Annotated in this window: 19 protein-coding genes and 2 pseudogenes; 17 read left to right on the forward strand and 4 right to left on the reverse strand. The window is 35.6% G+C overall.

Features of this window, described 5'->3' with window-relative positions; genetic code table 11:
• Positions 1-109: 109 nt before the first annotated feature.
• From M3600_RS10185 to M3600_RS10200, 4 genes are all read left to right on the forward strand, one after another.
• Positions 110-481, forward strand: a complete 372-nt coding sequence (locus M3600_RS10185; RefSeq protein ID WP_233315146.1) for a DUF956 family protein — start codon at positions 110-112, stop codon at positions 479-481.
• Positions 482-971: 490 nt separating this feature from the next.
• Positions 972-1,946 carry a mannose/fructose/sorbose PTS transporter subunit IIA gene (locus tag M3600_RS10190; RefSeq protein WP_237942817.1) on the forward strand — a complete coding sequence of 325 codons (975 nt, stop codon included), beginning with the start codon at positions 972-974 and terminating at the stop codon, positions 1,944-1,946.
• Between the two features lie 32 nt (positions 1,947-1,978).
• Positions 1,979-2,785, forward strand: a complete 807-nt coding sequence (locus M3600_RS10195) for a PTS mannose/fructose/sorbose transporter subunit IIC (protein ID WP_233315148.1) — start codon at positions 1,979-1,981, stop codon at positions 2,783-2,785.
• 18 nt (positions 2,786-2,803) lie between these two features.
• Complete coding sequence (locus M3600_RS10200) at positions 2,804-3,715, forward strand: PTS system mannose/fructose/sorbose family transporter subunit IID (RefSeq protein ID WP_233315149.1); 912 nt, start codon at positions 2,804-2,806, stop codon at positions 3,713-3,715.
• Positions 3,716-3,803: 88 nt separating this feature from the next.
• On the opposite strand, the gene M3600_RS10205 is transcribed toward M3600_RS10200, so the two are convergent.
• Positions 3,804-4,496 carry an ArsR/SmtB family transcription factor gene (locus M3600_RS10205; protein ID WP_237942816.1) on the reverse strand — a complete coding sequence of 231 codons (693 nt, stop codon included), beginning with the start codon at positions 4,494-4,496 and terminating at the stop codon, positions 3,804-3,806.
• 135 nt (positions 4,497-4,631) lie between these two features.
• Between M3600_RS10205 and M3600_RS10210 the strand changes: the two genes are divergently transcribed.
• On the forward strand, positions 4,632-5,522 hold the full coding sequence (locus M3600_RS10210; protein ID WP_237942815.1) for a DMT family transporter: 891 nt from the start codon (positions 4,632-4,634) through the stop codon (positions 5,520-5,522).
• Positions 5,523-5,822: 300 nt separating this feature from the next.
• Positions 5,823-6,020: a DUF3953 domain-containing protein gene (locus tag M3600_RS29350; protein ID WP_396953806.1), complete on the forward strand. Its 198-nt coding sequence runs from the start codon at positions 5,823-5,825 to the stop codon at positions 6,018-6,020.
• 195 nt (positions 6,021-6,215) lie between these two features.
• On the opposite strand, the gene M3600_RS10215 is transcribed toward M3600_RS29350, so the two are convergent.
• The 3 genes from M3600_RS10215 to M3600_RS10225 form a co-directional block, all read right to left on the reverse strand.
• Positions 6,216-6,362, reverse strand: a complete 147-nt coding sequence (locus M3600_RS10215; protein ID WP_233315152.1) for a BH0509 family protein — start codon at positions 6,360-6,362, stop codon at positions 6,216-6,218.
• Positions 6,363-7,036: 674 nt separating this feature from the next.
• Positions 7,037-7,867: a sulfite exporter TauE/SafE family protein gene (locus M3600_RS10220; RefSeq protein ID WP_237942814.1), complete on the reverse strand. Its 831-nt coding sequence runs from the start codon at positions 7,865-7,867 to the stop codon at positions 7,037-7,039.
• Between the two features lie 150 nt (positions 7,868-8,017).
• Complete coding sequence (locus tag M3600_RS10225) at positions 8,018-8,899, reverse strand: LysR family transcriptional regulator (RefSeq protein ID WP_251645741.1); 882 nt, start codon at positions 8,897-8,899, stop codon at positions 8,018-8,020.
• 608 nt (positions 8,900-9,507) lie between these two features.
• On the opposite strand from M3600_RS10225, the gene M3600_RS10230 reads away from it, so the two are divergent.
• The 11 genes and pseudogenes from M3600_RS10230 (at position 9,508) to M3600_RS10285 (ending at position 25,261) form a co-directional block, all read left to right on the forward strand.
• Positions 9,508-10,470, forward strand: coding sequence for an HNH endonuclease (locus M3600_RS10230; protein ID WP_251645743.1), 963 nt, complete (start codon positions 9,508-9,510; stop codon positions 10,468-10,470).
• A 739-nt stretch (positions 10,471-11,209) separates the two neighbouring features.
• On the forward strand, positions 11,210-12,097 hold the full coding sequence (locus tag M3600_RS10240; RefSeq protein ID WP_237942811.1) for a glycerol kinase: 888 nt from the start codon (positions 11,210-11,212) through the stop codon (positions 12,095-12,097).
• A 153-nt stretch (positions 12,098-12,250) separates the two neighbouring features.
• Positions 12,251-13,879, forward strand: a complete 1,629-nt coding sequence (locus M3600_RS10245; RefSeq protein WP_251645745.1) for a PAS domain S-box protein — start codon at positions 12,251-12,253, stop codon at positions 13,877-13,879.
• Positions 13,880-14,765: 886 nt separating this feature from the next.
• Positions 14,766-15,320 (forward strand): annotated as a pseudogene (locus tag M3600_RS10250) (class III lanthionine synthetase LanKC N-terminal domain-containing protein).
• 166 nt (positions 15,321-15,486) lie between these two features.
• Positions 15,487-16,053, forward strand: a pseudogene (locus M3600_RS10255) (protein kinase domain-containing protein); the annotation flags it as partial.
• Positions 16,054-16,132: 79 nt separating this feature from the next.
• Complete coding sequence (locus tag M3600_RS10260; protein WP_251645758.1) at positions 16,133-16,564, forward strand: DUF5391 family protein; 432 nt, start codon at positions 16,133-16,135, stop codon at positions 16,562-16,564.
• A 552-nt stretch (positions 16,565-17,116) separates the two neighbouring features.
• The gene (locus M3600_RS10265) at positions 17,117-18,583 is read left to right on the forward strand and encodes a DHA2 family efflux MFS transporter permease subunit (protein WP_251645768.1); all 1,467 of its coding nucleotides are present in this window, start codon (positions 17,117-17,119) and stop codon (positions 18,581-18,583) included.
• Positions 18,584-18,796: 213 nt separating this feature from the next.
• Entirely contained in the window at positions 18,797-20,836 is a 2,040-nt protein-coding gene (pbp4, locus tag M3600_RS10270; RefSeq protein ID WP_251645771.1) for a penicillin-binding protein PBP4(5), read from the forward strand.
• Positions 20,837-20,923: 87 nt separating this feature from the next.
• Positions 20,924-21,316, forward strand: coding sequence for a BlaI/MecI/CopY family transcriptional regulator (locus M3600_RS10275; RefSeq protein WP_237942804.1), 393 nt, complete (start codon positions 20,924-20,926; stop codon positions 21,314-21,316).
• Positions 21,316-23,112, forward strand: coding sequence for a BlaR1 family beta-lactam sensor/signal transducer (locus M3600_RS10280; protein ID WP_251645772.1), 1,797 nt, complete (start codon positions 21,316-21,318; stop codon positions 23,110-23,112). Before M3600_RS10275 ends, M3600_RS10280 begins: the two co-directional genes overlap by 1 nt.
• Positions 23,113-23,218: 106 nt before the next feature.
• Positions 23,219-25,261 carry a peptidoglycan D,D-transpeptidase FtsI family protein gene (locus tag M3600_RS10285; RefSeq protein WP_251645774.1) on the forward strand — a complete coding sequence of 681 codons (2,043 nt, stop codon included), beginning with the start codon at positions 23,219-23,221 and terminating at the stop codon, positions 25,259-25,261.
• Positions 25,262-25,611: the final 350 nt, after the last annotated feature.

The raw sequence follows: 25,611 nt of genomic DNA on the forward strand, positions 1-25,611 counted from the left end.
TCCAATTATTTTTAAAGATAATGTTCCTTGCTGACACCATATTTTTTTTGCACAAATGAAAAAAACACGTATAATAATGTTAATTAATATTAGAAATGGAGTACACAAAATGGTCCAATCAATTAATACAAAAGTCGATTTAGTTAGTGATGCAACCTCACATATGGGGATTTCAGAATATGGAAAAATCATGATTGGCGACAAGGGATTTGAATTCTTTAACAGTCGTGATGCTCGGAAGTTTATTCAAATACCTTGGGATGAAGTTGATTTTGTAACGGCATCAGTTATGTTCAAAGGGAAATGGATTCCTCGTTATGCTGTTCAAACGAAACGAAATGGGAAGTATATATTTTCTTCTAAAGAGCCTAAAAAAGTTTTGCGCGCCATTCGCAATTACGTAGATCCAAGCCATATGGTCCAATCTTTAAGTTTCTTTGATGTTATTAAACGGGGTTTTAAGAGTAAAGTAAAAAAATAGTTTTGCCTACCATTTTGGCAGAAAAATTATATTACAGTGATTATGTTGTCTACAATTCCGTTTGAATAAACCAGCCAGAAGGGCTGGATGTATTCATGCTGCAAGTATACTTGGTGAGAATCGTTAAATTTTTTTAAAATCTTTCTTGTAAGCGTTATATTAGTGTGCTATAATTTCTTTGGAAGCTCAGTAAAGAGGCATCCAAATTTTTAACTATTAATTTAAAGCGTTTACATAAAACTGGATATTTATCATATTTTTTACGTGTTACTGATTCGATCAGGCATGAGTTAAAAGTATTGATTTTTTTGAGGATTAAGGGGCAATCTATACCTATATTCTCATTTAAAATCGACTTTTTACTCATGCCTTTTTTGTTATTTATATCGAAAATGTAACCGCTTTAAATGAGTTGAAAAAAACAGCTGAATAATATTTGGTTAAATCACCATGTTATTTAGCAGTAACACTAATAAAAGGAGGTAAAAAGATGGTAGGAATTATCATTGCTAGTCACGGTGAATTTGCCACTGGTATCATGCAATCTGGAGCAATGATCTTCGGAGAGCAAGAAAATGTAAAAGCAGTTACTTTGATGCCGAGCGAAGGACCTGGTGATGTCAAAGCAAAAATGAAAGAAGCAATCGCCTCTTTCGACAACCAAGACGAAGTATTATTCTTAGTCGATCTTTGGGGTGGAACTCCATTCAACCAAGCCAACAGCTTGATTGATGAACACAAAGACAAATGGGCAATCGTTGCTGGTATGAACTTACCGATGTTAATTGAAGCATATGCATCACGCTTCTCGATGAACACAGCCCATGAAATTGCTGCCCATATTTTAGGAACAGCAAAAGAAGGGGTTAAAGTAAAACCGGAAAGCTTAGAACCAGCAGACACAACTGCTGCAGCTGCTGCCCAAAAACCTGTAAATGCAGGTGCGCCTGGTAAATTTGAATATGTGTTAGCACGTATTGATTCTCGTTTGCTTCACGGCCAAGTAGCAACAGCATGGACAAAAACGACACAGCCTACGCGTATTATTGTGGTATCTGATGCAGTGGCAAAGGATGAGCTTCGAAAGAAATTGATTCAGCAGGCTGCTCCTCCAGGTGTTAGGGCACATGTTGTACCAATCAAAAAAATGATCGAGCTTGCCAAAGACGATCAACATTTCGGCGGTCAACGTGCATTACTTCTGTTTGAAAGCCCGCAAGATGCACTTAGAGCGGTTGAAGGCGGTGTTCCATTAAAGACAATTAACGTTGGTTCCATGGCACACTCACCTGGTAAGGTTCAACCGAATAAGGTTTTGGCCTTTAGCCAGGAAGATATCCATACTTTCGCTAAACTGAAAGCAGCGGGCCTAAACTTTGATGTACGGAAAGTTCCGAACGATTCAAAAGGCAATATGGATGAAATTCTTAAAAAGGCTCAAGAGGAATTAAATAAACAAAAATAATCGTAAATAGAAAGAACGGGAGGACTAATAACATGGATTTAAATATGATTCAAATAATATTAGTCATTATCGTAGCATTTTTAGCTGGTGTAGAAGGTATCTTGGATGAATTCCACTTCCACCAACCTATCATTGCTTGTACGTTAATCGGCTTAGTTACAGGAGAATTAGTACCATGTCTTATTTTAGGTGGTACCCTGCAAATGATCGCTTTAGGCTGGGCAAACATTGGAGCTGCAGTAGCACCTGATGCTGCGTTAGCATCTGTGGCATCCGCAATTATACTAGTTTTAAGTGGACAGGGCGAAGCTGGCGTGTCCTCTGCAATCGCGATTGCTGTTCCTCTTGCAGTTGCAGGTTTATTGCTAACAATCATCGTTCGTACAATTGCAACAGCATTAGTACATTTGATGGATGCAGCAGCTAGAGAAGGAAACATTAGAAAAGTGGAAATGTGGCATATCGTAGCTATCTGTATGCAGGGCTTACGTATTGCTATTCCTGCTGTATTGATTTTAGCTATCGGAGCAGGTCCTGTTAGAGAATTGCTAGAAGCGATGCCAACATGGTTGACAAGCGGCTTAGCAATCGGCGGGGGAATGGTTGTAGCAGTTGGTTATGCAATGGTTATTAACATGATGGCTACGAAAGAAGTATGGCCATTCTTCGCAATTGGTTTCGTATTAGCGACAGTTTCACAAATCACACTTATCGGTCTTGGAGCTATCGGTGTGGCTCTTGCACTTATCTACTTAGCACTTTCTAAGCAAGGCGGCTCAGGTGGCGGCGGAAATTCCAACAATGGAGATCCACTAGGCGATATTATCGATAATTACTAAGAAGGAGGGGAATAAACAATGGAAAAAGAATTGAGATTATCAAAAAGAGATCGTATTTCTGTTTGGTGGCGTTCCACTTTCCTTCAAGGTTCTTGGAACTACGAACGTATGCAAAACGGCGGTTGGGCATTTTCAATGATTCCTGCCATCAAAAAATTATATAAAACAAAAGAAGATCGTGCAGATGCACTAAAACGTCACTTAGAATTCTTTAATACACACCCATATGTTGCTTCACCTATCATTGGTGTAACACTAGCACTTGAAGAAGAACGTGCTAACGGTGCACCTGTTGAAGATACAGCCATTCAAGGTGTTAAAGTCGGAATGATGGGACCTTTAGCAGGTATAGGAGATCCAGTTTTCTGGTTTACCATTAAACCAATCCTTGGTGCATTAGCAGCGTCCCTGGCATTGACTGGCAACATCCTTGGTCCAATTATTTACTTCTTTGCATGGAATATCATTCGAATGGCATTCACATGGTATACACAAGAATTTGGCTACAAAGCTGGTTCCAAAATTACAGACGACTTATCTGGTGGAATACTTCAAAGTATTACAAAAGGTGCCTCTATACTCGGGATGTTCATCCTCGGAGCGTTAGTTAACAGGTGGGTATCCGTCCAATTCACACCAACAGTATCATCTGTTGAATTAGACGAAGGTGCTTATATCGACTGGGATAACTTGCCTGCTGGAGCAGAAGGAATTAAAACCGCGCTGGAGCAGCAAGCAGCTGGTCTCTCCTTAGATCCAGTTAAAGTAACAACTTTACAAGCCAACTTAGACAGCTTAATCCCTGGTTTAGCAGGATTGCTGTTAACACTTCTTTGCATGTGGCTGCTGAAGAAGAAAGTTTCTCCAATCGTTATGATTCTTGGATTGTTCGCAGTTGGTATCGTATTCCATTTAATTCACTTGATGTAATTTAAATAGCACTTCCTGTTATGATGAAATGATTATAATAGGAAGTGCTTTATTTTTTATAAAGAAATCATGAATTAAAATCCTTCAATTAAAGCAGATTCTCGATTCCAAAAAATTCTTTGAATCCAGACTTCCCTCGCGCTGTAATCATGATTTCCCGAGAATTCTCTTTTGCTTCAATCCAGCCTAATTTAATATACCTCTCAAATAAACCGTTTCCTAATGCTCCTCCTAAATGATGAGTACGTTCACTCCAGTCAAGACATGCATGTGAAAAAGAGCGGCGTTTCTTAGATAAACCTACTAAATCTAATCCTAATTTTTGAAAAAAGGATTCTCCTTTTGCTGTTACGATGAATTGTTTATCACTTCTTTCTATGTATCCTGCATCTTCCATTATTTTTGTTAGTTGTACACTTACGCGTCCCGCTAGATGATCGTAACAGGTTCTCGCATTTTCTAGCCTTTTTAATTGACTTGATTGTTTTAATGAACGAATTTCTGGTGGTGGAGAGATAGACATTAATATCTCAAGTGTATTCGCTACTTCTTCATTTGCTAATCGAAAATATCTGAAACGTCCATTTTTTTCCGTAGTCACAAGATTATTTTCGACTAGTTTTGCAAGGTGGAAGCTGGCCGTTTGTGGTGTGATTTTGGCCATATATGCTAGTTCGCTGGCTGTATGGTACTTTCCATCCATTAAACCTGCCAGTATAGTTGCTCTTGATTCCTCTGTAAGTAAAGCGGTCAGGGCCGTAATATTCGGACTTATACTCAATTTTTAACACCTCTGTAATCCATACTTCGATAAGCATCGTATTATATAGCTCTTATAATAATAGTAAAGAAACGTAATCACAAGGGAGGGCAAGGTTTTAAATTTGGAGAAAAAAGCTTGGGAGGGTCTGAACAAATGACTAAATACAACTTTTTTATATTAATTATCTTGACTACTGCATTAATGGGCTCATCATTTGCCATCGGTAAAATAGGTTTAAGCTATTCAAGTCCTTTATTATTGGCTGGGTTACGATTTGTTCTTGCTGGCATTATTATGGCTGTTATCGTAAAGAAATTTAAAAGACCGCAGCCTAGTGGTTATAGAAATTGGCGAAGAATCCTAATTATCGGAGCTCTACAAACAGCAGGCGTAATGGGGTGTATTTTTATTAGCTTAAGAACAATTACAGCCAGTGAATCTTCCATCCTAACTTTTATGAATCCTTTATTAGTAATTATTTTTGGGACTATTTTTATGGGTAACCGTTACAGATGGTATCAATGGAGCGGTGTTGTCCTAGGATTTGTTGGTGTTGGAATTATATTGGGCGGAATTAAGGATTTTAATATAGGCATAGTTTTTGGAGCTTTCTCCGCTGTTTTTTGGGCAATTTCAACATTATTAGTTAATAAGTGGGGGAGGCATTTTGATACATGGGCACTTTCTGCCTATCAAATGCTATTTGGTGGGGGAATACTCCTCTTTTTAAGTTTCTTACTCGAAGATCCTTTCTTTTATATCAATAAAAACTCGATATTAATTCTTTTATGGTTAAGTATCATGTCTTCAATCGTTCAATTTGCGGTATGGTATTTTCTCTTACAAAAAGGAGATCCAGGTAAAACAAGTTCTTATTTGTTTTTAGCTCCATTTTTTGGTGTTTTAACTGGGAATATATTGCTACAGGAGGTTATTTCTTATTCGCTTATAAGTGGAGGAATATTCATTTTGTTAGGAATTTATCTTGTAAATAACAACTTTAAGAAAGAAATTGTTAGCAGCAATAGTTATCCCTTACGATAAATCAAAATGTAGGAGGAGCGTTTAAAGATGGAAAATAAAACGTGGAAAGATTATTTTTATGAAATAATTAAGGCATTATTGCTTTATAAATAAGGAACCATTCGACGACTATGGAAAATACGAGTTTACGAAGTAAATACATACATTGTTAACAATTTCTGCTCAAGTTATCTTAATGAAACATTTACTAACCTTATACGTATATTTAGAGGGAAAAGTGATTATTGCGGAGGTAGATAAATGGCAGGAAAAAAATTCAATCTATTATTATTACTTCAAATGATTTTGACGGCTATTGTTATGGTTATATGCATTTATAATGTAGTTACCCAAAATTTCACCTTGCAACCATTAGCGTTCCTACTTCTGAGTGCAATAGTCATTATTATCGGATTGCGAGAATATAAAAGAACGAAGAGTTTTAGGTGGGGTATCTTTTATCTATGCACATCGCTTTTTGTTTTATACGTAGCTGTCCAGGGGTTTATGTATAATTAATAATTTTATTATGTAATAAACATAGTGGGTTAATTCAAATGTAATTCCGGATTTTCAGCCATTTTAGTAAACAGAAAACATAAAGGGATTCTTGATAAGAAAGAGATTGAGACAAACCATTTGGAAAAAATACCGAAAACAAACCGGGAAAATCGGCTTAAGGATTTTCCCGGTTTTTATTATTTTATATGGTTGTTACATATAATCATAAACTGAATCAACAAAATAGAGCCAGTGATAATATTCAATCTGTGAATCCGTCATTTTGGCGGTTTCTTTCTCATTGAATAAATGCTGCTCAAGTAATTCTTGAACTTTTGAATTTCTTTCGATTCGGCTCATTATAAATCCTCCCTTTAGTTTGAGAAGTAACGAAGTTTTTGAATGTTGTTGAAAACGTTTTCTTTATATGTTTATTATATATCTCAATATGAGATTAAACAAATATTAAAATTAGATGATTTTTCGAAAAATAATACGTAAATGTTATTTATCTTCATTCTTTATTAAGCATGACCGTATTTCTTAAGCTTTGTTCGTTAGTGAGAAGGGAATGGATTTGAAGAATGGTTAATGCAATTTCAGGGTAACATTGTCAGGCAACCAATTCAGACCCTAATTTGGCTTTTGTGAATTGGCATGTTAATGAGGTGTTTCGAGGGCCCAGTTACGAGATTCATTAAATAATTTAGCCTAGCCCATAATCAAACAGTAGGACGGTAATTTTGAAAAGGCCGTTCTGGTTTGCATTATGGGTAACCAATCATAGAGACTAAACTATAAAAAGATGAGTTATATATTCAATAAATCACCAAAATACTTAAGATTTTTCAGCAGGCTGCAGCATAATAGTGACTATATTTAGACACTATAAATAAACCTTGATATAAAAGGTTTTTTATCTAAGTTGAAACACAGATAATAATTGTTTGAAAAAGACAAGTGACTATTCATTGTCACCTTCTAATAACGAAATATGGCAATATCAATACTTCTCCTTTAGGAACGAAGAATGTTCAACTTAAATACATCCGAAAACCAATTATAATCAACAGCACAGACAGCATTTGCAAAATCACCGTGCCTGGAATTTTTCTCGACAGCAGCACACCGATCTGTGAACCGATAATTACGCCAATACTGCCCCATAAGACTGTGTTCCAATCAATACTGCTGTAGAACCATTGCGAAAAAACACCGACTAGAGAATAAATGGTTAAGGAGAAGATAGATGTTGCTGTAGCAATATGTGTTGGCAATTTAAAGGCGTAAATCAATATTGGAACTAGCAGCCAGCCGCCCCCAATTCCTAAGTAGCTTGAAAGGATGCCCATAAAAAACCCGATTGGGAGAATAGAGACTAATGGCAGACATGCAGTCTCCTTAAAATCAGGAGTTTTCTCAACTGCAGCAGCTACTTCATCTTCACCACTGCCTTCTTTGCTTAATAGCCGCTTTTTCTTTTTTAAGCTCGCAAATGGGGGATTTTTAGCAAATAGGAAAATCCCTAAAGCAACTAAAACTGTTGCGAATATGACATAAAAATAGCTGGATGAGTAGATTTGCAGGAGCCAAACTCCGAGTAGGGAACCAGGAATTGCGCCTGCGCTAAGTGTTAAGCCTGTATGATAAGAAATTCGTTTTTGTTTTGCATATCCAACAACTCCTGAGAGAGAGTTAATTAACACAATCACTAGACCAGAGCCGGCTGCAAGTTTTGGATCCATATGGAATATGAGCAGAAGAGCAGGTACAAAGATAAAGCCGCCGCCAGACCCAACTATTGTGCCGTAGCCTCCAGCAATAATGCCAACGATAACCAGTAAAATACAAATATAAATGTCCAAGATACTTTCCTCCTAACCCTTATACATTAAGGCTATCAAAGGAATGAGTTATTGTATATTTGAATAATTTTATATCCTATAAGCAACTGTTATACCCATGACGGACAACCTAAAAAAAGCAGGTGCTTCCTAGAAGCACCCTGCAAAAAATTAATGGCGAATATATTGAATGAAGTATTTTAACCCGGACTTTTTAAAGCGGTGAGATTTTTGCACCATCCATAAATCTCGGGAAATCAGGAAATTGCTTATTTTAACTTCATGCAATGTTCCGTATTGGATCTCCCTGGTAACCGTTAACTTTGGGAGTATGCTGACACCTAAGTCTGCTTCTACCGCACTTTTAATTGATTGATAGCTACCCAGCTCCATTGCACTTTTAATCTTTTCAAGTACGCCATGTTCAGCTAATGCAGACTCAACAATCACGCGTGTACCTGAACCAATTTCTCTCCAAATCATTTTTTCATCAAGCAATTCCTGAATACCTATTTGCTCTTTATTGCTCCAAGGATGGGCAGGAGAGGTTACAAGGATAAGCTCATCATCCGCAAACTTCTCTCGAATTAAGCTATCGTTATCAACCGCACCTTCAACAAAAGCAATATCGATTTCGTTATTTTCAAGTTTAGCTAAAACCGTAGGTGTGTTTCCGATCGAAAGACTGAATTTCAAGTCAGGATAGCTCTTGCTGAATTGTCCTAATAATCCTGGCAATAGGTATTCACCAATTGTGGAGCTGGCTCCAATATTTAAAACGATTTCCTCATTCCCAGTCAATTCCTGGATAGCCTCAAAAGAAAGCTTAGAATACTCGACCATCTCTTTTGCATATGGATAAAGAATTTCACCTGCTTTTGATAAGGTCAATTTTCCAGCGTTTCTCTCAAACAGCTGTGCTTGATAGATTTCTTCGAGTTGTCTAATCTGCCTTGTCACAGCAGGCTGTGTAACAAAGCTTAGGCGGGCTGCTTGGCTGATTGTACCTTCCTCAACAACGAGGCAAAACATTTTTAAGCTGTCTATGTTCACATCACAACCTCCAATATAAATGAACGACTTTATAGTCAATATCCAATAGTTTATATAGTGAATTGTATCATTTTCTCTATGGAAGAGCTTATGTGTTTGCTTTTTCATATGCAAACAACAGAGACTAGTTAGGGACTTAATATAGTCTCCAAGGGATAATATTCAACAGAAATAAACTATAAAAAATTGACGAAAATCTTGAAAAAACGATAGCAATCAATAGAATAGTCACTATATATAGACACTATTGTGTATGCATTGATAATTCAACACTTATTAATAAAGATTCATTTTTGAAAAAGGTCAGTTTAACAGCTAAAATTCTATTTAGCGGCATACTATGGTGACTTCAAAAATGCAATGATTTAAAAACTTGTCATAATAAGTCGAATTGTAGTGTTTTAGAGAGCCGTTAATGTCGATACTTATGATATAATTTAAGTAGTAATGAAGAACTAAATATAATCTGAAATAAATGCATCTAAAGCTTAAATATAGATAGTAAATTATACGCACCCAACAATTATCTTAATAAAAAGATAAAGCATTAATAAAAAATTAAACGGAATTATAAGAATCACAGCAAGCGGGTTACAGGGGGAAGCAGTTTGAACACATATATCGTAATGCAAGGAAGCAAGTATCATGAAGTAAGGGATTTAGGAATCATTTGGTCGCCTCAAATAGATAAGGGCGGCAATATAGAACATTCCTGGGAAAGAATGAAGGAAGTTAAAAAGGGCGACCGGATTTTTCACTATGTGAAAGGAAATATTGTTGCTATCAGCATTGCTAAAGAGGACTGCATCGAATCAAGAAGACCTCTTGTTTTACAATCTGACCTTTTTGATGACGAAGTAGGCTACTTAGTTGAGCTAGAGTATTATGAGCTGGATAAATCAGTTAATGTAAAAGGGAAATTTGCGGAAATTCTCCCAGTGCTACCTTTAAAATATTCACCATTTCAAGAGGATGCTAGCGGCAACTCAGGCTACTTATATCCATGTAACGAAGAACTAGCAATCAAGCTACTAGAGTTAATCGGTGAATTGAACATCTATTTAATTGATACAGAGCAATTGGAATTATCCATGGATTATATTAAAGTAACAGAACATAATACTTTGATTCCAGTAATTGCCGAAACAGAGTCAGAGGTTAAAACAAAAATCAGACTAGGTCAGCAACGATTCAAAAAAGATTTGTTGCAACTGTGGGGCTGTAAGTGTGCCCTTTGTGATATAGACCTTCCAGAACTGCTGCGAGCAAGCCGCTCTAAGCCATGGAAAGACAGCACGAACGAAGAGCGAATTGATCCATATAACGGCTTACTGCTTTGCTGCAATCATGATGCATTATACGAAAACGGCAAAATAGCATTTGATGGGCAAGGAAGATTGCATATATCTCCTGAAATAAAGGAGGAGGACTACTTGAAATATAGCTTATTAACGAAGAAGAAGATTAAGCTGAATCCGGAGAATAAAGTGTATTTTAAGTGGCATAAGCGAAATGTATGGAGCAAAGCAATAGATGTTAAAGAGGAAATGGAAAGCGGGGATTTAGGATAATTTAAGAAAGGGATTTGAAACGCGAAATCTCCGTTTCAAATCCCTTTTTTTGATATTGTTAAAAAAGAAACAAAAAGTTCACTATAATATGGTTAATGCAGCATGACACGGGTGGAAAGACTCATGCTAGTGAACAAGGCAGGGTTATAGGTGTAAGTCAATGAATTCAATTTTTAGCAAGAATAACCGGCCCTTTCATTGGAGGGCAAATCTATGTAGCAATAGGGCATGCTATGCCAGCATTTATGGGTGTGCTTCTTATTGCGATACTAGTTTTGTATAAAGGGAGGTCTGTATTAAGAGCTAAGTGAATTTTCATTTAGATTCTTATATATATGCCTGTACATTGCTTACTTTTAAAAGATGTAAGAATTCAGATGAGCTGGAGAGGGGATTTAGTTGATCCCTTAGTTGACTCTTTCGGGTTTCTGAATTTTAATCAATTTATAGAGCATGCTGAGATAAGAGGATATTAGAAGTGTTATTCTAGGAACCTTGGAAAATTTTTAATTTTTTACATTTATAGGATAAGATATACTCTTTCATTTCATTATATGGTATGATTTTCCTAGATAATTTAGTTGATTATAGCTATTGATAATGAATTCGTATGATTTAGAATTTATGTTATAAGGATTACTACCTATGTTTTGCTTTATATATAATTAAAATTAAATATACACTGATAGGACCGATGAAACCAAAAGTTATTCTTTAGAATAAAGATAGGAGAGTCGAGATGGACATTAAATATTTATCTACCACTGCTCTTTCAAAAGAGTTACAGTTACCAGCTAAAGAGGTATTTAAGCTGTTATCAGATAACGGCCTAGTAAGAAGACTGGATGATAACTGGTTATTAACTGAATTAGGTAAAAACAAGGGTGGAGTAATAAAGAGCCATCCTCGTTATGGGAGTTATATTGCATGGACTGAGGAATTTAAGCAGGATAAAATCTTCACTTCTAAAGAAGAAGAAAAAAACTTGCTGACTTCTACTGCACTAGGAAAGCATTTTGGAATATCAAAATTTAGAATAAACCCCATTTTATCTGAATTGGGTTTAGTTCAAAAGTCAGTTAAAGGATGGACTGTAACTCCATTAGGTAAATTAGTGGGAGGAAAACAATTAGAATATGATAAGACAGGGGTTCCCTATGTCTGTTGGAAATCTAGTATTCTAACAAGAAGCAGGATTATTAATGCTTTGAAAGAGGCAAAAGGAGATTCAATCGAAGAAAAAAATGAAGTTCAAGAAAAAGAAACAATAGGGTTCCGTGAAAAGTTTGAAGCAACACACAGAAGTGCTGATGGTCATTATGTACGATCCAGAGCAGAAATGTTAATAGATAACTGGCTATATATGTCTGAGATTGTACATGCATATGAAAGAAAACTCCCTGTTGAAGAAGATGTATATTGTGATTTTTATTTGCCAGTAGGTAAAGTCTATATAGAATACTGGGGACTTGAGAATGATCCAAGGTACTTACATAGAAAATCAGAAAAACTAAGGGTCTATAAAAAATACGAATTTAACTTGATTGAATTAAACGACGCTGATATCCAGAACCTAGATGATATTTTACCTAAAAAATTGTTGAAGTTTGGTATTCAGGCATACTAACCTTAAAATGGCAGCCACAAAAAAAGTTGGCTGTTTTTTTGTCTGCATTTTAAATATCCATATTCATCTCTTAAAAATGGATATTTAATCCATGTCAATTAGTACTCCAATTATAGTAAAATAGGGCTATTGATGTAATTAAGGAGAAATACAATGTCAAAAAAGAATTTTCTTTATTTATATATAGTAGTCAGTTTACTATGGATCTTCGGAACAGATTATTTACTAAATTTTGTCGACAGTAAATCGACTATGCTGTTTCTGCAAAAATTAAAAGGAATTTTATATGTTTGTTTTACTAGTATTCTTATTTATGTCCTCATTGTCAGAAAAGAGGAATTCGAAACCGTAACAGAAGAGAAAAAACAGCTGCAAACGCTGATTAATTCAATGGTTGATTTTGTGAAGTTTAAAGACGGAGACGGCCGGTGGCTTGAGGTAAATGAAGCTGGTTTGAAGTTTTTTCAGTTAGAAGGTCTCGATTTTAGAGGGAAAACGGATTCCGAAATGGCGAAGTTTACAGACTTTTATCATGATGCACTTGTTAGCATTGAACAATCAGATGAAGATGCATGGAAGTCTGGCAAAGTTACGCGGCATTTAGAATATCTCTCACTTCCTAATGGGGAAACGAGAACATTTGATACAATAAAAGTCCCTAATTTCAATGATGATGGAAGCCGCCACTCATTAGTAATAATTGGCCGTGATATTACAGATCATCTAATGACAGAAAAGGACTTGAGCACAACAAAGCAGCAATATCAGTCCCTCTTTGAAAATAACCCGGATATGGTGTATGTCCTTGATTTAGACGGAAAAGTAGTGAATGTAAATCGCCAGTTTGAGAAAATAACAGGCTACAGCGCAGAAGAGTTTATTGGCAAAGAAATCGTCAGCTTAGTTACAGACGAATTTCAAGAACTTCTCAGGAACTCATTATTATCTCATGTTCTTCAAGGCAAATCATCTACAAAAGAAACAAAAATCAAAAAAAGAGATGGCAGTATCAGTGATATATCCTGTACTACTTTTCCAATGATGTTGGACGGCGAAATCGTCGGTGTTATAGGTTATGGCAGAGATGTTACCGCAATAAAAGAAACGGAAGCGATGCTCCGCAAAGCAGAAAAGCTGTCTGTCGCTGGTGAATTGGCAGCAAGTGTTGCCCATGAAATCAGAAATCCACTTACCTCCATACGCGGATTTATTCAGCTAATGAAATCAGATAACAAACCATCAGACAAAACCTTTCATCAAATTGTCTTAGATGAAATCGACCGAATTAACGATATCGTTAGTGAGCTATTATTACTAGCAAAACCACAAGAACTGGCATATGAAAAAGCAAGAGTAGAAAGCATTATGAGCTCTGTATTTGGATTGCTTGAATCTCAATCAAATCTGTATGGAGTAGAAACAAAATTAGAAGTACTAGGCGCACTCCCAGAAATAGATTGTGAGCCAAACCAATTAAAACAGCTGTTCATTAACATTATTAAAAATTCAATCGAAGCAGATTCCAACAAAGTAAACATCACCATGAAAAATACAAAAGACGGCTTCATCCGAATAAAAGTAAAGGACGATGGCTGCGGAATAGAAAAGGACAGAATCAAACGACTCGGAGAACCATTTTATTCAGCAAAAGAAAAAGGAACAGGCTTAGGGTTAACGGTCAGTTACCGGATTGTTCAGGCACATAAAGGAAAAATCCGTTATGCAAGTGAGGTTAATGAAGGTACAGAAGTGGAGATTTTGCTCCCGATTAGCATAGATTAAAGAGTAGGGACATTTTAGCTTTTCTAAAATGTCTTTTTCTTATTTGAAGAAAATTGAACTTACATAATATTTGTGAAAATATGCTAATTTAAATATTGATACAATGAAACTTATACAATCAGGTTCGAAAAATGATAAAAAAGTTTGAAAAATAGACGCCGGCAGATATAATTCTTGCGATTAAGCAGTATAAAAGTTCAGAGCTGTTTTAAATAGTTACTTTGTTAAACGTACGGATTAAATTTATTATTGCATTAGCGATATGAATTAAGTTGATACTATAGTGAGTTTTTGTGAAGTCACAGGGGAAATTTGGTTAAATATAGTTAAGTTAAAGAAGCCCTATTGTTTTTTGGGAAATTTAAAAAGAAAAATAATTACTATTTTTATGATACAACTCCGCTTATATCACTTACTGTAATTAAATATATTCTTTTTTATTATAGTTATTTCAACCTAATAATTGGAGATTTAAATAGTAATATCGATGTTAATTATTGACAATTTTAAAGGGGGGTAATATGGTAAATATGTAAAATACAGAATATACAAAAATATATCGGGTGAATCTTGTGATGTTTAGTGTAAAGGAAGATGAACTAGCAGAAGATGCTTGTCGTCATTCCACAAGAGCTTTTACAAGGTATATGTGACAACGGAGCTCTTCTTCATATCAAAACCACATAGCTCATATCTTCCTTTAGTCTTCTTAAAAATATACCTACACATATATGAATTCTAGTACATAATAACTCTACAGATATTTGTGAGTGGGCTTGCACCTAAATATCATTCATTTTTTAAATTTTGATTTTATTTATTCTAGTAAAAATTATATGTGAAATTATTTCTCACAATATTTTTGATTGGAAGGAGGCGTTAAATAATGGACTTGAGATACTTGAAGTATGTTGTTCCAAATGAAAAATATTACGTACCACCTAATGAAAAAGCAAATGAAACAAAGTTTATTTTACCATCACTCCCTCAACATTGGATTCTGAAAAGCGATGAACATTGGACTTATTGCTTACTTAATAATATCTCTCTGCCAAATCAAGGGTGGAAAATACACATAAGTTCTACTACAAATAGTGCACAAGATACATTAGAAGTAGTATCATCTTTACTAATCAAGAAAAATATTATCTTTAAATTTGTTGCAAATAAATTAGAGTTGGCACTTAAAAATTCTAAATATGGAGAAAGAGGTAGTTCAGGGAAATTTATAACCATATATCCTTTAAATGAATCTGAATTCATTTTTCTTATTGTGAAACTTCACGAAATATTAAAAGGTTTACCATAAGGACCTTATATATTAAGTGATAAAAGATGGTTAGATGGGAATGTATATTTAAGGTATGGAGCATTTCTTGAAATGCATATTACTGAAGGTGCAAGAAAAATACCCGCAATAATGAATTCATCTGGAAAATAATTCCTGATGTTCGTGGTGTTGCTTATGTAGTTCCTGATTTTATAGAAGAACCTAAAATAATACAAGAAATGGATAGAGAACAAGAACAAATAATTTCTGAAAACTCCAGGTTAAGTGAATTTAACATTAAATCTTCTCTACATTTTAGTAATGGGGAGGGGTTTATCTAGCTGTTTGGAAAACTAATAAAACTAAGGTGATTTTAAAGGAAGGTAGACCTGAAGCAGGGATAGATGGACAAAATAGGGACGCAGTAACTCGTTTAAATCATGAAGCTAATATCCTTAAACGATTAATAAAAGTAGAATCAGTAGTGAATTTTATTGATTATTTTCAAGAATGGGAACACACATTTCTTGTTGAGGAATATATAAAAGGTGTTACATTAGATACTTGGTTAGCAACATACTATCCATTTTTAAAGAATCAAGATCCAAAAGAGTACACAGACACATTAATACCAATATTAGAAAAGTTAAAGATGGCTCTTAAGCAAATCCATTCTTGCAATATTGGTATGGGTGATTTGCAACCTGCTAATATTTTAATAACGGAAACCAATAATGTGAAAATTATTGATTTTGAATCTGCTAGTGAACTAACAGATAATAAGCATTCAGGATTAATGACACCGGGTTTTACAGGTTCTTTTAATTCAACAAGAGAACAAGCAGATTGGTTTGCTCTTTCACGAATAGTTAGACATGCATTTTTGCCAATTATAAGCTTTTAGGAAGAATCTATGTAATGGTATTTACATAGATTCTTCCTAACTAGACAAAAACTATAAATTTAAAAAAATGAGGGGAAAAATGGATAAAAAACGTCAAATAAAAGTTATGGTTATTACTTTAGTGTCATGGCTGCTATTTTGTAGTTTGATAGTCGTAGTATCTCTCTCTCCTCTATCTGAACTAGGAGAAGGTGCTAATCATTTTAATTCAGTTGGTATGTGGACATCTTTTGGGATAAGCACACTTGGTTATTTAATCCCACTAGCTTTTTTCCTTTTAGGAGTAAAATACTTTAAAACTATTATGACAATATTTTGTTCTATGGGTTTATTGTCAGGTCTTACCATGATAGGAACCATAATTGTACTTTGTAGTTTTGTTAGCAATATTTCCTATGATTCAACAATAATTGGAAGTCTAATTAGTTCTGGTTTATTGTGTGTAGTCAATTTGGTATGGTTCATAGTAGTTTTTTTCCCTGGGTCTAAAAACGCAATTAAGGGAAGTTAAGGACATTTATAAAAAAGGTGTGACTAATGTTTATATATCCTAATAACATTAAGAAAAATGGATTATCTCAATATTATTAGGATAGAAGTGGTGAAAATTTATTTTATACTTTTATTAGTAATTAAACATTCTATAGTTAAAACTAAGAAGAAGCTTGTAATAGGACGACATTATGAACAAAATCACATTGAGAATCTAAGCTGAGCATTTTTAAAATCCCAGATAAGCTGGATTTATGTTCCTTTTTATAATTAAAAAAAATAAATGAAATAGTGCCGAAGTTGACGGCTTTTAACATAGTAGCTTCTATCACTCAAGATAGAGGCTTTTTACTATATCCTCAAATGAAGAAAGGTTTTAATACTTAAGAAAACAGGTAAACAAAATGGAAACATAGTGAATTTTAGCGGATTAATAAAAAACTTACTTTTTTTTAATCCAATTTTAATTCTACTAGTATAGTATTTCTCTTTATGAGCATATTAGAATTTGACTATCTAGTCGTTCTCTGTTGACTTATAAAGGAAAACTAAATAAAAGGAGAAAAGACAATTGAATACTATTGCTAAAGCTGCAACGAAACCTTCTAGTACAACACCAATATTTGCTGTTCTGCTGGCAGGGGCTTTTGTTGCGTTTTTAAATCAGACGGTTATAAATGTAGCGTTGCCTGATATTATGTCTCATTTTAAAATTGATGCAGTGCAAGCGAACTGGTTAAGTACGATATTTTTGTTAACGAATGGTATCGTTATTCCGGTTACTGCCTTTTTGATGGAGAGATTTACGACAAGGCAATTATTTTTATTTTCAATAGGAGTATTTGCTGTTGGTACATTAATCTGTGCAATGGCTGGCACGTTCCCAATCATGCTTGTTGGACGGGTAGTACAAGCAATCGGTGCGGGTATTTTATTCCCATTAATTACGAATGTGATTTTCACTATTTTCCCACTAAATAGACGCGGATTTGCCATGGGTATCTTCGGTGTGGCAATGAACTTCGCTCCTGCAATTGGTCCTACATGGGCTGGCTGGATTATTGAATCCTACAATTGGCGCGTTATCTTTTACATTATTGCTCCAATTGCTCTCATCGACTTTATTCTTGCGATCTTCTTCGTGAAAAACGTCACACAAACAAGCAGACCAAAGTTAGATTCCTTAGGAGTTATTCTTTCAACAATTGGATTTGGCGGAATTTTATACGCTTTTTCAACAGCTGGATCAAAGGGTTGGTCTTCAACAGAAGTAGTAACAATGTTTATCATTGGCGGCATCAGCCTTATCCTGTTCGTATGGCGTCAGCTTGTTGTTAAGCATCCAATCTTAGAGTTCAGGATTTTCAAGTACAAGCTGTTCACATTAACAACAATCATCAACGTTGCTGTTACAATGTCCATGTTCTCTGGAATGATTTTAATGCCGATTTACATGCAAAACATCCACGGTTTCAGCGCATTAGAAGCTGGCTTCATGCTGTTGCCTGGGGGAATTGTAATGGGAATCATGTCTCCTATCACAGGTAAACTGTTTGATAAATATGGCGCAAAATGGCTTGCTATTATCGGATTGGCAATTACAATGGTGACAACATTTGCGTTAACAAGATTAGAAGTAGACACAAGTTATTCCTATATTCTATGGGTTTATACAATTAGAATGTTCGGTATGTCTCTCATCATGATGCCAATCTTTACTGCAGGACTTAATGATTTAGGTCTAAGCTTGAATAAATATGGAACTGCTATGGTTAATACATTCCGAATGGTTGCTGGCGCAATTGGCATGGCCTTCTTCGTATCAATCATGACAGATCAAGGCACAAACCATGCTAAAGACTGGATGAAGCTGCATAACATACTGCCGACAGATAAGCTTGGCATGGCTCAAGCAGCGAAGGAAGGAACAGTCATGGGAATCAATGATGCCTTTATGATTGCAACTTACTTGACAATAGTTGCATTTTTGTTGGCTTTCTTTATTAAAGGATCTAAGCCTGGAGAGAAGAAAGCTTAATATAATACGTTAGAGCGTTGAGAATTCTCAACGCTCTTTAATTTTTTCGGAAAGTAGTACATGCCCATTGCATGCTACTTCCATCTATAAAATTACCTAAGTTGATTTGCCTTTGGAATAATCTATGCTATAATTTCATAAATACTACAAATGTAGTTTTGTATTAATTACTACATTTGTAGTATTATAAAAAAAGAAAAGAAGTGATTGAGCTTGAATAGTAGAGTCGAAAACAATCGTAAGAGATTTAAACCTTATTTACTATCGTTTTTAATCATTTTATTGAGTATCGGGGGGATTTATTTAGTTCTAACATTACTGAACAAAAATGATTATGCTTCATTCGAAGGAGCAGCAAAAAGTTATATTCAAATTTTAGAAAAAAAGGAGTATAAGAAGTTAAACAATGTACTCGATGAACAATCATATAAATCGTTAGATTATACATTGGCAGAAGTAACAGATAAATATAATCGTATATTCAATGGTTTAAATATAACGGATATACATGCTTCACAGATTTCATTAGAAAAGGTGAAAACCAATCTTTATGAATTGTCTTATCAATTAAGCTTCACAACTCCTTTAGGAAGTTTAGAGAATTTGAAATATAAAACAGAAATAATTAAGTCGGATGATAATTATGTAGTGAAGTGGGAACCTTCGTTAATTTTCCCTGGCATGGAAGGCAAAGATAAAATAGCATATCAATACTTTAAAGCAGAACGAGGAGAGATTCAAGATCATCTAGGGAATGGCTTGGCAATCAATGAAAACTTTAAGTCGATGGGAATTGTTCCGAAGGATTTAGGCGAAGGACAGGAAAAAGAGGATAATCTTCAAAATATAAGCGAACAATTTGATCTATCGCTAGAAGAAATAAATAAAAAACTAGATCAAAGCTGGGTCAAAGATTATTTATTTGTTCCGATGAAAACAATGGAAGCAAGTAAAGCGAAACCAGTGACAGGAGTGTCCTATCAAACTATTAAACTGCGGTATTATCCTTTGAAAGAAGCGGCCGCGAATTTAATTGGTTATATCGGAAAAGTAACGAAAGAAGATATCGATAAAAATCCCCGTTTAGCTGATGGAGATTTGATTGGAAAAGCAGGGTTGGAAATGGCCTTTGACAAGCAATTGCGTGGCAAGGACGGTGGAGAGATATCAATTGTTGCTGCAAATGGCGAAAAGAAGCAAGTCATTCAACAAGTAGAAAAAGCAGATGGAGAAGATATTCAGCTGACAATTGATTCTTACATACAATCAGAAGCATTTAAACAATTTGCTGGCAAAGCAGGCTCAACTGTTGTCATGAACCCGAAAGCAGGCGGGCTATATGCTTTAGTAAGTTCTCCGTCCTATGATCCTAATAAAATGGTTCAAGGCATTTCTCAACAGGACTATGATTTCTATGCGAAGGACGAGGATAAACCATTTATTTCCCGATTTGCGGTTGGCTATGCACCTGGCTCAACATTCAAAACAATAACCGCCAGTATTGGCCTTGATGCTAATGTCACTTATCCAGATAAGCTCCGACAAATAAATGGATTGAGCTGGCAAAAGGATGGAAGCTGGGGAGGCTATTCCGTTACCCGCGTTTCCGATGTGCAAAATGTAGATATGCACAAGGCGTTAATTTATTCTGATAATATTTATTTTGCGCAAGAGGGACTGGAAATGGGAGAAGACGTGTTTAGAAATGGGTTAAGTAAGTTTATTTTCGGCGAAGAGTTAGAATTGCCAATAGCCATGAATCCAGCACAGATTTCTAGTGAAAAAACATTTAAATCGGATATCCTTCTGGCAGATACGGCTTATGGTCAAGGAGAATTATTGATTAATCCTATTCAACAGGCTGTCATGTACACTGTTTTTCAGAATGAAGGGAAAATAGTTTATCCGACATTACTCGCAGATAATGGCAGTACCAAAACAAAAGAAGCTATTTTAAGTTCAACAGCGGCAGAAATGGTAAGAAGCTTAAAAGAAGTGGTAAGCAATCCAAATGGTACCGCACATTTGCTTTATAACCCACAATATCAGCTAGCTGCAAAAACCGGAACAGCAGAATTAAAATCGAAACAAGGCGAAAAAGGCAATGAAAACAGCTTTTTGCTCGCCTTTGATACAGAGCAAGATAATTTTCTGATGCTTTCCCTTGTAGAGAATTATACAAAAGGAAGCTCAGCCACCCAACTGAATAAATCATTAATCGAAAAGCTGTATGCCTATTTTGGGATGCAGTAAGGGGAAGTTAAATTAGAACGATGCTTTAAGCAACGAAGCCTTCATGCTATAATAAATACTACAGATGTAAAAGTAGGAGGTTTCGTTGTGAGTAAAAGTCCCCAAATATCAGAAGCAGAATATGAAGTGATGAATATAGTTTGGAAATATGAGCCAATCTCGACACCAGAGGTAGTGGAGAAGTTGTCCGCTAAAGATTTTGACTGGAAGCCGAACACAATCCATACGATGCTGGCTCGGCTTGTAAAGAAAAAGGCATTGCAGGCCAAAAAAAGCGGAAGAGTTTTTCTTTATACTTCACTCGTTGAAAAGCACGAATATATTGAGCAAAAAAGCGATAACTTTCTTAATCAGTTCTTCGGAGGTACCTTAAATTCGATGGTATTAAATTTTATCGAAAATGATAAATTGTCCAATGAAGACATTTCAGAATTAAAGCAAATCTTAGCAATGAGGGAGAAAAATGGAGGCGATAAATAATGGATGTCGTCATACAACAGCTATTGCTTAGTACGATTGCGGTATCCCTTCTTATTTGCACTATTCTCTTGCTAAAAAAATTATTAACCAAACATCTCTCAGTAAAAGCGCATTATCGTATTTGGCTATTTCTGTTTGTGCCGCTCCTAGCATCCGTCTTGCCATGGAAATTTTTCGGGTTAAGTGAAGGACTGCAATCACTTCAGAGCTTGCTGACGTTTTCGGACAAAACAATGTCTCATGGTGAAGCAATAAGTGGCGCAACCGCTTCTCAAGAAGCTGATACGGAAATAATGCGTGATTTTTCTATTTCAGTTAACAATACAACTCCAGCAATCGTCCATGACAGTTTATTTGCTGTCTGGATGATCGGCATGATAGTTTGCCTTGGATTCTTTTTTTATTCAAACTATCAAATTAGCAGGTTGAAAAAATCTGCTGTTACGATTAACAATACTAGAGTCAATGAGCTGTTGGAAGAGTGCAAACAGGCCGTAGGGATTAAAAGAAAAATAATCCTCAAAGAGACTGGTCTTATTACAACGCCAATTACGTTTGGAGTCATGCAGCCGTATATTCTTGTGCCAACAAACATGCAGGAAGCTTTCACCATCAAGGAAATGAAATATGTATTTCTGCATGAGCTGACACATCATCGCAACAAAGATATGCTGGTTAATTATCTAATGTGGATTTTACAAATCGTATATTGGTTTAATCCACTAGTATGGTATGCCCAAAAAAGGCTGCGAATGGACCGCGAATTAGCTTGTGATGATTCTGTTCTAAATCTATTGGATGAGGCGGGCTATCTAGAATACGGCCATACGATCATTCACTTTGCAGGTAACAAACAAGGGAAGTCTTTTGAATTGTTTGCTTCAGGTATCGGCGGAACAAAAAAACAAATCAAACAAAGAATCCTGCATATTGCCAGCTTTTCGAAAGAATCCAGCTTGTTAAAATGGAAAAGTAAAGCAGTTTATCTGTTTTTAAGTGTATTAGTGCTCTGCATAACGCCACTGACAACAGTATTGGCTACTTCAAATGATGTGTTTCATTTTAACGGAAAAAATACTACGTATGAAGATTTAAGTAGTTATTTCAAAGGCTATAAAGGCAGCTTTGTTTTATACGATGCAGCTAGTGAACAGTATCAAATATACAACCAAGAAAGAAGCAAAAAGAGAGTTTCACCTGATAGTACCTACAAGATTTATTCAGGGCTATTCGCTTTAGAAGCTAACGTTATATCTAATCTGGAGTCTGAACAGAAGTGGAATGGACAACAGAATCCGTATAAAGAATGGGATAAAGATCATAACTTATCCTCTGCCATGCGAAATTCAGTCAATTGGTATTTTCAAAACCTGGATAAAGAGGTAGGCAGACAGCAGCTGCATGCTTATTTTGATAAGCTGAATTATGGGAATAAGGATATGTCAGGTGATTTGGAAAACTATTGGATGGAATCTACCCTGAAAATATCACCAATTGAACAAGTGCAGTTATTACATGGACTATCAGAAAATAAGCTTGGCTTTAAAGCAGAAAATGTTCAAACAATTAAAGATACGTTGTTACTTGATGACGATCATAACAGCCAATTATATGGAAAAACAGGAACAGGCACGATAAACGAACAAGATGTTAATGGCTGGTTTGTTGGTTTCATAGAAAAAGGCAAGCATAGCTATTATTTTGCAGTCAATATCCAAAACAATAGAAAAGAAGCTAGCGGAAGCGAAGCGATGAAAATTGCCAAGCAAATCTTAAAGGATAAAAAACTATTCTAAAAAGTAACCCAAAAAGATTTTCTAGTCTTTTTGGGTCTATTCTTCATTAAATACTACATTTGTAGTATTTAATTGCTGAATTCCAATACGGAAAGGTAAGATTACTTTGAAGCAAAAAACTAAAAAAAGTAGAAAAGCAAATCATCAATTACGGCTAAGACTTACTGGTCTTTTTTTCGCCGTGTTTATATTGTTTTCCGTACTTATCGTGCGCCTTGGCATCATTCAAATTGTGAGTGGTGAGGAATATGCCGCTCAAGTGAAAGCAACGGAAGTTACGTCTGTTAGCTCCTCCGTACCACGCGGAAAAATATATGATACAAATCATAAACTAGTAGTATATAATATTCCGGAAAAGGCAATCACCTTTACACCGCCGCTAAATCCTCAACCGGAAGAGCTGCTTGAACGGTCCAAAAAAATAGCCGGATTTCTTGTAATGAATAATAAAGACATAAAAAAAGTAACATCACGTGACTTAAAAGATATATGGCTTCTAGAACATGACAATGGCGAAGAGCTGCTTACAGAGCCAGAAAAGAAATTATATGAAGAAGAGAAAGTAAAAGACAAGGATTTATACAAAATAAAATTAGAGCGTATTAAAGAAGAGGAGCTGCAAACGATTGATAAAAATTTAGCAGCCATATACCGTAAGCTGTCGACAGCGCCAGCATTCTCAAAAACTGTGCTAAAAAACGAAAAGGTAACAAATGAAGAATATGCAATAGCAGCTGAAACACTTGAAAAACTGCCGGGAATTGATGTAACAACAGATTGGAAGAGAGCGCACAACTTCGGAAACACCTTTATTAATATGCTTGGTGAGGTAACGAGTACAGATGAAGGTCTTCCCGCAGATAAACTAGACTACTATACAGCTAAAGGGTATCAACGGAATGATCGGGTCGGCAAAAGCTATATCGAAGAGCTTTACGATAGTGTGCTGCAAGGCCAAAAAAAAATCGTAAATACGATTACGAACAGAAACGGAGAAATCATAGACTCAGAGATTGTGTCTAAAGGAAAAAGCGGCAATGATCTCGTGCTGACGATAGATATGGAATTTCAGGCACAAGTGGAAAAAATTATGCAAGAAGAGTTAATCGCATCCATTCAAAAGCCGCATACCAATCTTCTCGACACAGCTTTCGTTGTGGCAATGGAGCCGAAAACTGGCCGGATTCTGGCAATGTCAGGACAAGTGTATGACCGAAAGACAAAGAAATTTACAGATTACACACCAGGAACCTTTACATATGCCTTTGAACAAGGGTCTGTCGTTAAAGGAGCAACAGTTTTAACCGGTTATCAGACAGGAGTTAGAGACATAGGCGAAACAGTGCTAGATGAAGTGATGAGATTTAAAGGCTCAGGGACCTTTTCTTCCTACCAATCCATGGGGGTACTCAATGATTTAAAAGCCCTTGAACGATCATCCAACGTATATATGTGGAAGACCGCGATTGAAATGATGGACGGCAAGTATATCCCTAATGGCACATTAAATATCAATCCAGACAAAATAGAACAAATTCGCTACTATTTTAACCAATTCGGCTTAGGCATTCCGACAGAAATTGGCTTTCCGAATGAAACAGCAGGAATTAAAGGCAAAAATATCAGCACCTATTTTCAAATCGCTATAGGCCAATTAGACACCTATACACCAATGCAAATTGCCCAATATATTACCACGATAGCCAACGGCGGTTACCGCATGAAACCACAGCTTGTCAAAGAAATCCGTGAAGCCGATAATACAGACAACGGGCTTGGAAAAGTAGTGGATGAAATAGAACCTGTGGTACTGAATAAAATAGATATGAATGATGAAATGTTAGAAAGGGTTCAACAAGGATTCAGGCAGGTAACTCATGGTTCACAAGGAACAGCCAGAAGCTATTTTGCCAATGAAGCCTATGATGCCGCAGGGAAAACAGGAACTTCTGAATCCTATAAAAAAGGTGTGAAGACGTGGAATCTCTCATTCGCAGGGTATGCACCTTACGATAATCCGCAGATTTCGATAGCGGTTATTGTACCTAATGCTTATCTTGATGGCTATGCCCAGCCGCATAGTGCAGCTAATGTGATTAGTCAGAGAGTTTTTCGAGCTTATTTTGAGGGACATTCAGGGGGAGAATGAGGATTATTTTTCAAGAGCATTGAAATCTTTCATGCTCTTTTTTTGTTGTATCAAGAAGCTATGCGTCAGCTATTTTTTTTGTAAATAATTTATTATAGAAAGAATACAGAGTATAAAATACAATATTAATGATATTGGTAGTAAAGCGCTAGATGGGTTTAAGTAAATATCAATACCAATGCAAATACCCATTATAGACATTAAATTATTAGTAGTTGTATTACTCGCATCTACAATCACCCGCTCCTTCCTGTTATTACACCTATCATAAAGGAAATTTTAAATAGATTAATCCCAATTTTGTATTCATGTGTTTTAGATTTGAGACTAATATTTAACTGTATTTTCCA

Source organism: Niallia sp. MER 6 (genome assembly GCF_023714395.1).
Taxonomy (GTDB): Bacteria; Bacillota; Bacilli; order Bacillales; family Cytobacillaceae; genus Niallia.

Excerpts from the sequence above, each read along its gene's own strand:
- M3600_RS10195 (WP_233315148.1), top strand. The coding sequence starts at position 1,979 with ATGGATTTAAATATGATTCAAATAATATTAGTCATTATCGTAGCATTT.
- M3600_RS10240 (WP_237942811.1), top strand. The coding sequence starts at position 11,210 with ATGGACATTAAATATTTATCTACCACTGCTCTTTCAAAAGAGTTACAG.
- M3600_RS29350 (WP_396953806.1), top strand. The coding sequence starts at position 5,823 with ATGGTTATATGCATTTATAATGTAGTTACCCAAAATTTCACCTTGCAA.
- M3600_RS10185 (WP_233315146.1), top strand. The coding sequence starts at position 110 with ATGGTCCAATCAATTAATACAAAAGTCGATTTAGTTAGTGATGCAACC.
- M3600_RS10245 (WP_251645745.1), top strand. The coding sequence starts at position 12,251 with ATGTCAAAAAAGAATTTTCTTTATTTATATATAGTAGTCAGTTTACTA.
- M3600_RS10260 (WP_251645758.1), top strand. The coding sequence starts at position 16,133 with ATGGATAAAAAACGTCAAATAAAAGTTATGGTTATTACTTTAGTGTCA.
- M3600_RS10280 (WP_251645772.1), top strand. The coding sequence starts at position 21,316 with ATGGATGTCGTCATACAACAGCTATTGCTTAGTACGATTGCGGTATCC.
- M3600_RS10215 (WP_233315152.1), bottom strand. The coding sequence starts at position 6,362 with ATGAGCCGAATCGAAAGAAATTCAAAAGTTCAAGAATTACTTGAGCAG.
- M3600_RS10210 (WP_237942815.1), top strand. The coding sequence starts at position 4,632 with ATGACTAAATACAACTTTTTTATATTAATTATCTTGACTACTGCATTA.
- M3600_RS10190 (WP_237942817.1), top strand. The coding sequence starts at position 972 with ATGGTAGGAATTATCATTGCTAGTCACGGTGAATTTGCCACTGGTATC.
- M3600_RS10200 (WP_233315149.1), top strand. The coding sequence starts at position 2,804 with ATGGAAAAAGAATTGAGATTATCAAAAAGAGATCGTATTTCTGTTTGG.